The 8,113-nt window shown below is 68.5% G+C and carries 3 protein-coding genes; all 3 read right to left on the bottom strand.

All coding sequences use genetic code 11. The features are described 5' to 3' along the window. Positions 1-205: 205 nt before the first annotated feature. Complete coding sequence (locus DB30_RS39450; protein ID WP_052559143.1) at positions 206-1,207, bottom strand: DUF481 domain-containing protein; 1,002 nt, start codon at positions 1,205-1,207, stop codon at positions 206-208. Positions 1,208-1,317: 110 nt separating this feature from the next. Beyond that, positions 1,318-2,124, bottom strand: coding sequence for a mechanosensitive ion channel family protein (locus DB30_RS39445; RefSeq protein ID WP_052559140.1), 807 nt, complete (start codon positions 2,122-2,124; stop codon positions 1,318-1,320). Between the two features lie 175 nt (positions 2,125-2,299). Continuing rightward, positions 2,300-8,113 (bottom strand): lasso peptide biosynthesis B2 protein (locus DB30_RS42635; RefSeq protein WP_146662735.1); only part of this gene is annotated, 5,814 nt, incomplete at its 5' end.

Raw genomic sequence — 8,113 nt, 5'->3', positions numbered from 1 at the left:
CGTTGTGCGTGATCGAGGTGGGCGGGCAAGGCGACCCGCCTGCCGGTGTTGGTTCTCGCCCTCGAGGTTGAGGGCGGAGCCGATTTTGCCCTACGACACGGCAGGCGTTCGGCGTGTCGGAGGGTGATTTTGCAGCCGGAAGCAGCAGCCCAGTGACCTCGAAGGGAAGCCCGTCGCCCGACGGGAACAGGACCTTCGGGCAGGGTTAGAAGAAGCGGTAGGTGAGGGAGAACGCAGTGACAGTATCCAACCGCCCAACCCCAGGCAGCGGATCATTCTCAAACCGCAAAGTAAACGTCACCGCCAGCGACAACCGCTCAACAAGCTGAGTATTCAGCGCCGCCAAATAATTAACCCGCAGCCGCCTCCCCAAGACCACACTCTGCAAATACTCAATCCCCGTATCAAAGCCCACCCGCTCGGACAACTTGTTCGAGTACCCCGCAAACACCCGCACAGCATGATTCAGCTCAGTCTTCAGCACCGCCGGATCAATCTGAGTGTTCCCATTCAAGTCGAGCACGGGCTCCCCATCATCGTCGACCAAAACCAGCGCCTCATCAGTACGAAGGTCATACTGAAAGTCATATCCAGCCTCAAACCACAGCCGGTGCTTGGTCTTGTTCAGCGCATAAAAAGCAAACCCCGGATCCACGTTCATGCGCAAATCCAGCTTTTGAAACGGATCGTGGCGACCCGTGACCTGCGCGAAGGCGGTCCATCGCTCGGCAAAGAACACGTCGTAGCGGACCAGCCCCTGTACGTTGCCAACCGTCGTGTCGTAGCCCCTCGGCCGATCCTCGGCGCCCGTTGCACCATAGTTGCCAGCGACCGAAGCCCCGAATTGGTGAATGGTCCGGCGCAGCCGAAAATTGGTGAGCCCGGTCGTGGCCAGCGAGCGTGAATTGCCAGTGCTAAAGATGCCACCAAGCGAGATGTCGAACTCGGTGGCGTCCTCCGCGTGCGGATCCTTGGGCCCGTCCTCGGCGGCCGCGTCCTCGGCAGCGACCTCCTTGGTACCGACGAACTTGTCGTCCGAGCCGATCTCTGTCGAGCCCGAGCTGGCGTTGTCCTGGGTGGCGGTGCCACTTGGGACGGCGGGGTCTTCGGGCGCCCCGGCGTACGTGAGCGCCGGGAATCCCAGGCAGACAGCGAAGATGAGCGTGGAAGCTGTATGTTGCATCGTATGAATCTCGAGGCCAACCAAGTGTGGCGTAGGTAGGCGTCAACGCAATGCTCAGCCTGCCCCAACCCTACCCTGATCATACCAGATCAGGGCAGGGCAGGGCCCAGGCGACATCGACCGCCAACTCGTGTTCAGGCGTTCTGGTGCACGACGATCTGCGCGAACGGAATCTCGATCCCAGCGACCGCGAGTTCCTCATACACGGCCGTGCGGACCTGATGCAGCATGTCGGCATAGACCGCCGGATCGCAGTGCGCGAGCACCAAGAAGTCGAGCGAGCTGGCGCCCAGTCCAACAAACGCGATCACCGGCGCCGGCGTCTTCATCGCCAACTCGCAGCGCTCGGTGGCCTTCTTCAGCACCGCGATGACCTCGGGCACCTTGCTGCCGTAGGCAACGCCCACGGCGATGTGCGCCCGACGGCTGCCGCTGACGGTATAGTTGGTCATCACGCTGCCGGTCGCGGCCCCGTTGGGCACGATCACGGTCTCGTTGTCCAGGGTCAGCAGCGTGGTCGTGAACAGACCAATGGCCTTGACGTTGCCCTCTTTGCCGGCCGCGCCGATGTAGTCACCAACCTTGAACGGTCGGAACAGCAAGATCATCACGCCGCTAGCGAAGTGGGAGAGGTTGCCCTGCAGCGCCAGGCCAATCGCGATGCCAGCAGACCCAAGCAGCGCGATCAAGCTGGTCGTCTGCAGACCCACGCGCTCGAGCGCAGTAATGACCGCGGCAGCCAGCACCAGCCAGCGCGCGAGTGAGGCCAAGAAACCAACCAGCGATGGCTCGACCTGCCGCTTGCTCAGGCCGCGTGCCACCAAGCTGTGCACCCACCCCGCGACGATGATGCCGATAATGAAGATCACCAGCGCCGTCACGGCTCCGACGATCAATGGCATGTAGGGTTGAAGAAACTCGGGGACCGGCAGGTTTTCCATGGTGTGTGTCGCTCAATTGATGAAGGTCAGACTTTGTCCGCGGGACAGTGTTCTGTCGCCGCGACTGTATAGTCGGCGCTCGCACCGTTGAAAACCGCCAAACTACGTAGGCGCGTAAAAAAACAGGACCTGATCCAACGGCCACGATTGGACCCAGCCGGCCGCAAACGCAGGCTCAGGGCTCAATTTTCTCGATCGCGGTCACCTCGAACTGCCCAAGCGAGATCATCGCGAGGACATCGACGACCTCGATCTCGATGTGACCAGCGCTCACGCTGGAGGTGCCTGCGGTCGGGTCGACCTCGCGCCAGCGAGTTCCGTCGTGCCACGCCACCCACGCGTGCGCGACCATCTCGTCACCGCTGGCGGCCATGCCCTCTTGTAGCCGCGCCGGGATTCCCGCAGCGCGCAGCAGCGTCACGGTCAGCAGCGCGTACTCGGTGCAGTCGCCCTGTCCCCGATCCAGGATCGTCACGGCGTCGAGGCTGCTCGGTGTGATCTCGTAGTGGACCTTCTGATGCACCCAAGCCACGATGGCCGCGACTGTAGCCATGTCGTCGCCAGACACCCGCAGCTGATTGGCGACGTCACGGATCTTCTGGTCCTTGGCGCGGACCATGTTGTCCGAAGCCAACATGCGCTCGCGCTGCTCCGAGGTCAGGACATGCACGCTGTTGCTGGGCACCGCGCGCGAGGGCAGCACCCGCAGGCGCAGCTGATCGGGCGCGAGCACCTCGACGCTGATGCGCGGGTTGTCCTTTGGCACCGCGCTGTGAGCAAAGTGCGCGGCGTCGTCCACTGTGATCACGTACGCGAGGGCGCTGTCGGTGTCGGCCTGCGACAGCCGACGCGGCAGCTTGCTCGCGTTGCCAACCTCGGGGCTCGCCAGCCACCGGTCGATCAGGGCCAGCTGCTCCTCGGACTCGGCGAGGTTCAGCGCCACGCTGGCGCTCAGCACTCCGTCGTTGGCGTTGGCGTTGGCGTTGGCCGTCCACTCGCCGCGCAGTTGCACGTGTTGAACCAGACCGATCACCGTCGCCACCAACCGCAGGTAGTCCGCGCGGCGGTCCCCCGTGTAGCGCTCGGCGAGCGCCCGCACGACGGCGGCGGCCCGCTGCCCGTCGAGCGAGAAGGCGGCGAACCGGCGCGGCTCCTCGCTACCGGCGGGCGCGAGCGGGCTGTCCTTGGCGTCTTCAGCCAGCTCCCGGGTCGAGGCCACGATCAGCGCGGCGTCGCGCGAGACGAAGAACAAGCCCGCATGTTCGACCAGCTCCCCGGCGGCGAGCGTCGGCACGCCTTCACGCTTCATGGCGCTGCGCAGCTTCGCGTTGATCGGCATGACCAGCACCCAGTCTTGCCACAGCGCGCTGCCAACCTCGGGGTACCAGCCAAGCAGCACGGCCGGCGCGGCCTCGGCCAGCGCGAGCGGGGGCAGCTTGTCGTCGGCCGAGAGGCCACAGGCCTGCGCGCCGGTCCCCGCGGGCGCGACAGGAGTCACGGCCGGGACCGCGCCGGCGCTGCCGTGGCCCGCGCAGCGCTCGAGCTCGGCGTCCTCGAAGTACTCGCGCAGGGCGTCAGGCTCGAGCGCGACCGATGCCGCGGCCACGTGCTGGTCTGGCAGCAGCCGCTCGAGATCCCCGAACTGGCCGATCGCCTCGCGGTCGCCGGTCGCCCGCGCCGAGAACTCGAGCCCCTCGTTGTCGAGCACGACCTCGAGCGCGACCTGGGGCAGCCCAAGATCCCCGCTGAAGTCGACAGCCTGCAGCGCGACGCCATCGCGCCAGCCCGCGACGGCCTTGGCGAACTGCGGATCGGCGGCCAGCGAGCTCGCGCCGCTCGGGGGCTGGCGCAGCAGCTGCTCGGCCAAGTCCGAGCCCGAGAACACCAGCAGCCGATCCCCGATGAACATGTAGTGCTCGGAGTCGACGATCAGGCGGTTCTCGTGCAGCTCCACCGTCGCGTAGTACTCGAGCTCGTGCCCGGCGATCGTCCGGGTCAGGCGCAGGCGCTCGGCGGCGATCCGCGGGGAGTCGTCGGGCTCGAGCTCGTCTTCGGGCGCCTCGATCAGCGAGTGCAGCATGACCGGCAGCGAGCCCAGCGTGAGCGGGAGCCCAGCGAACTCGGTGGCGAGGCTGAGCGGCACGGACACGCCCGCGTCGTCGCCGAGCTCGCGCGCGGCGAGGGTCGTGAGCACGGCGTTGCGATCGGCGACCGTGGCCGAGCACGCGAAGCTCTCGCTGCCCTTGGGTGAGACACACTCGATCGGCGCGCCCAGATCCAGCCCGCCGCTGTCCCCCAACAGCGCGAACGACCCCTGCAGCAGGTTCTCGTAGATCAGCGTGCGGACCAGGTAGGCGTCGGTCGCGTTGGCCGGCGCCAGCCGCCGCAGCAGGCTCTCGAGGCTGGTCGCGAACAGTCCAGCGTTGCCGACCCGCACATACGTCCACTCGTGGCCAGGGGTCAGCTCGGCCAACGGCTTGCTGCGGACCTGCTCGAGATCCCGTGGCGCGGGCCGTACGCGACGCTCGCGGACGAAGCGAGTCGCTCGCTCGTTGTTGGTCGCCGGCGCGGACTGGGCCAGGCGCTTGCGGCCCTCGGCGTGGTCCTTGGCCATCTCTTCGAGCGCCTCGCGCGAGCGCTTGGCTCGCTTGGGCCGACCGTCGGCGGGCTCGAGCTTCACGGCCTTGGCGAGCTGCTCGAGGCGCTTGCGATCTTTGCTGTCCAGCAGCTGCGCGAGCGCCCAGGCCAAGTTGCTGGCGAGCCCACGCCCGGCGTCGTCCTCGATGCCTGCGCGGATCATCTTGTCGGTCCGCGTGCGGATCGCCGCGACGTTGTCGGCCCCGGGGACGTCCATGAGGCTGCGAACCGCGAGCATCGCGTCCTTGCTCTCGCCGTCGATCACGACCTCGCGCAGACGCTGGACCTCGGTTCGGCTGGTCGCCTGGGTTGGCCCGCCGTGACTCCCGAAGTAGTCCATGGTCGCGCTCGCGGCCAACGCCAGCGCGCGCAGCCGGCCGTCGCGGCGACCCAGCAGCTCGCGGGTGAGCGCGTGGCTCTGCTCGTCGGGCAACGAGGCGATCACCTGCAGCAGGCCAAAGCTGGGCTGGCCGCCGCCGGTCGTGAGCGCGGGATCCGAGACCGCGGGCTGCCGCTCTTGGTAGAGCATGCGGCGGGTGTCGGTCAGCACGCGCTCGTGGTGAACCGTGGTGGCCGCGCGGCCAAACGCGTGGACGCTGGCGTCGGCGTCGAGCAAGCTGAGCAGCGCGACGCGGGCCGCCTCGGGCTGATCGGGCGCGGTGCAGGCCAGCAGCGCGCGCCGCTGCCAGCCGTCGCGGGTGACCAAGAACAGATCCAACAGCAGCTCCGCGCGGCTTGGCGGATCGAGCTTGGCCAAGGTGGGATCACCCGCGATCGGACATGCAGGCGCAGCCGCGCGCGGCGCTTGGCTGGCGCGGGCCAGCAGCCGGCGCGCGACCAGGCGCGCGTGGTCGTTGGCGGGCGGGCGACCGGAGCTGCGCAGGGTCTCGGCGGCGTCGGCCGAGACTGACCAATCGAGCGGCCGAAAGCTGTCTCGCAGCAGCTTCATGTGCGGCAAGAAGGTGCCGATGTCCTCGAGGGTCGAGCCCGAGATCAGCACGAACAGGTTGCCGCCGCTCGGCACCAAGATGTTGTCGATCACCGACTCTTCGTCCGCGACCAGGAATTCGATCGCCGGACCCGAGGGCAGCTCGAGCTCGCGGGTCCACAGCAGCGCGTAGTTGCGCGAGGTCCACTCGGCGATCAGCGGCTCGGCGCAGCCAAGGCCCTCGCAGCGCGAAGCCCTGGGCTCGCGCATGACGAACTGCACGCGCGTGTGCTCGCTCTGCTGCGCGTCGTCGCCACCGCCACCGCCAACGCCAACGGACGTAGCGCCGGGGATCGGCTCGCGGGCGCCGAGGCCCTCGGGGTTGGGCGTGGTGCTGGCACCGAAGAAGGCCTCGGCGGACGCGTCGATGTTCGCGCGGCGCTGGGGCGAGAGCTGATCGAGCGCCGCGTCGTCGAAGCGCGCGAGCATGGTGTCGAAGGCATCGGGCGTGCGCAGCCAGCTGGGCAGGCGATCTTCGGCGCCGCTCAACACCGCGGGCAGGGCCTCGCTGCGCAGCCACGGGTGCAGCGGAAACATGCGCTGCGCGCTCGCAAGCAGCTTGCGAGCGGCCCCCAGATCCTCGGGGCCCGTCAGCAGCGGCAGCGCGTCGGACAGCACCAGGGGGCTGTCGGGGTGCAGCACGACCAGCTCGCGGGCCAGCGCCACCGCCTGCTCGCGCATCCCCGCGTCGGCGTAGCTCGACAGCAACACCAGCTTGGCCACGTGGCTGTTGGGATGGTCGGACGCGACGCGCTCGTAGTCGGCCAGGCCGGTGTCCTTGGCGTAGCTGTCGAGCAGATCCAGCATCGCGTCGCGCGGGATCCGGGCGTGGCCAAGGTCATCCCCAAGGTCATCCCCAAGGTCATCCCCAAGGTCGTCACGGATCAGCTCGCTGATCGACAGCGCGTACAGCCCAAAGCTGCGCAGCTCGGCGTCGCTGGTGTCGCCCTCCGGCCGGGTCGCCGCAAGCATCTGGGGGGAGTGAGCGGTGAACTCCGGGGCGGCGTCCTCCTCCTCGACGCGGGGCAACCAGGCGAGCAGGCGGTTGGCGTAGAGCTCGGCCGCGGTCAGATCCAAGCTGCGCACGGCCGAGGCGGCGGCGAGCGCGAACCGGCGGCGATCGACGCCGTCGAATTGCCCGACGATCTGCTGACGCAGCAGCGCGCCACGGTAGCGACCCTGACCAAGCTCGATCTCGTCGGGCTCGGGGGCGATCGCGTCGAGGGCCAGCTGATCCACGCGGAGCTTGGCGCCGCGCTGCTCCTCACCTTGCTTCGACAGCCACAGCGACGCGTTGAGCAGCCACACCGGATCATCGGCGAGATCCGGCAGCCGCGCGGCGGTCGCGAAGAACTCGCCGAGATCCAGCCCGTTGGCGCGAACGCGATCGGGATCATTGAGCGCGAGGTAGGCGAGATCGACGGCCAGGAACCGGCTGCCCCCGAGCTCGTTCCACAGCGGCACGCAGCGCTCGGCCGCGACCTCGAACTCGTCGCGGCCAAACATCCGCAGGCACGCGTACTGGGCCAGCGCGGGGTCTTGGATCGGCGCGTAGAGATCGCTGGTGATGCTGCGCGTCGCGGGATCATCGGCCTGCCACAGCTCCTCGCGGACGATCGCCCAGCTCAGCAGATCATCGATCGCGTGGCGCTGGCGAGCCTCGGCGAGCAGCAAGCTCGCGTGCAGGCCGGTTGGTGGCTGGCGGATTGCGTCGTAGCGAGGCCGGGCGAGGGCCAGCGCCTCGAGCTCACTGTCACGTCCGATCAGGTAGGTCAGCCACAGCTCGACGTCGCGGTATTGCACGCGGAGCTGGGGCGGCCCGGCGCCGAGCCAGGCCAGGACCTTGGCCGCGATCGGGAACGCGTCGGCGGGGGTGCGCGCGGCCTCGAGCTCGGCGAGCAGGCGCTCGAGCCCAAGCTCGGCGAGCGCGTGGATCTTGGTGCTGGGCTCGCCAATGCTCAGCAACGTCGCCGCGTCGTTGCGGGCCAGCCACAGCTTGGTCAGCAGCGGCCCATCGATCTCACCGCGCGCGCCCGCGTCGAGCAGCTCGCTCGCGCGCCAGTGGACGGTGGCGTCGGGGAACAACAAGAGCGCGTCGCGGACCCGGCCCAGCTCGCGCTCGGGGATCGCCAAGGTCCGCAGCGCGCCCTCGAACGCTGGCAGCGCGCGCGGTCGCCTGGCCAGGGCCTGCAAATACAGGCCGTGCGCGGCCGCGAGATCGAGGGCGTCCTCGGCCGCTCGGGCGCGCACGTAGGGGGCCATGAAGCCCCGCGGATCTTCGGCGTCGGCGATCGCCAGGGCCCGCGCGCGCAGCTCGGGCTGATTGGACAGCTGGGCCGCGAGCGCGAGCAGGCCTGCGACCAC

Origin of the sequence: Enhygromyxa salina (assembly GCF_000737335.2) — a bacterium.
Classification (GTDB): domain Bacteria; phylum Myxococcota_A; class Polyangia; order Nannocystales; family Nannocystaceae; genus Plesiocystis; species Plesiocystis salina_C.
This window is presented reverse-complemented; position numbering and strand designations above follow the sequence as displayed.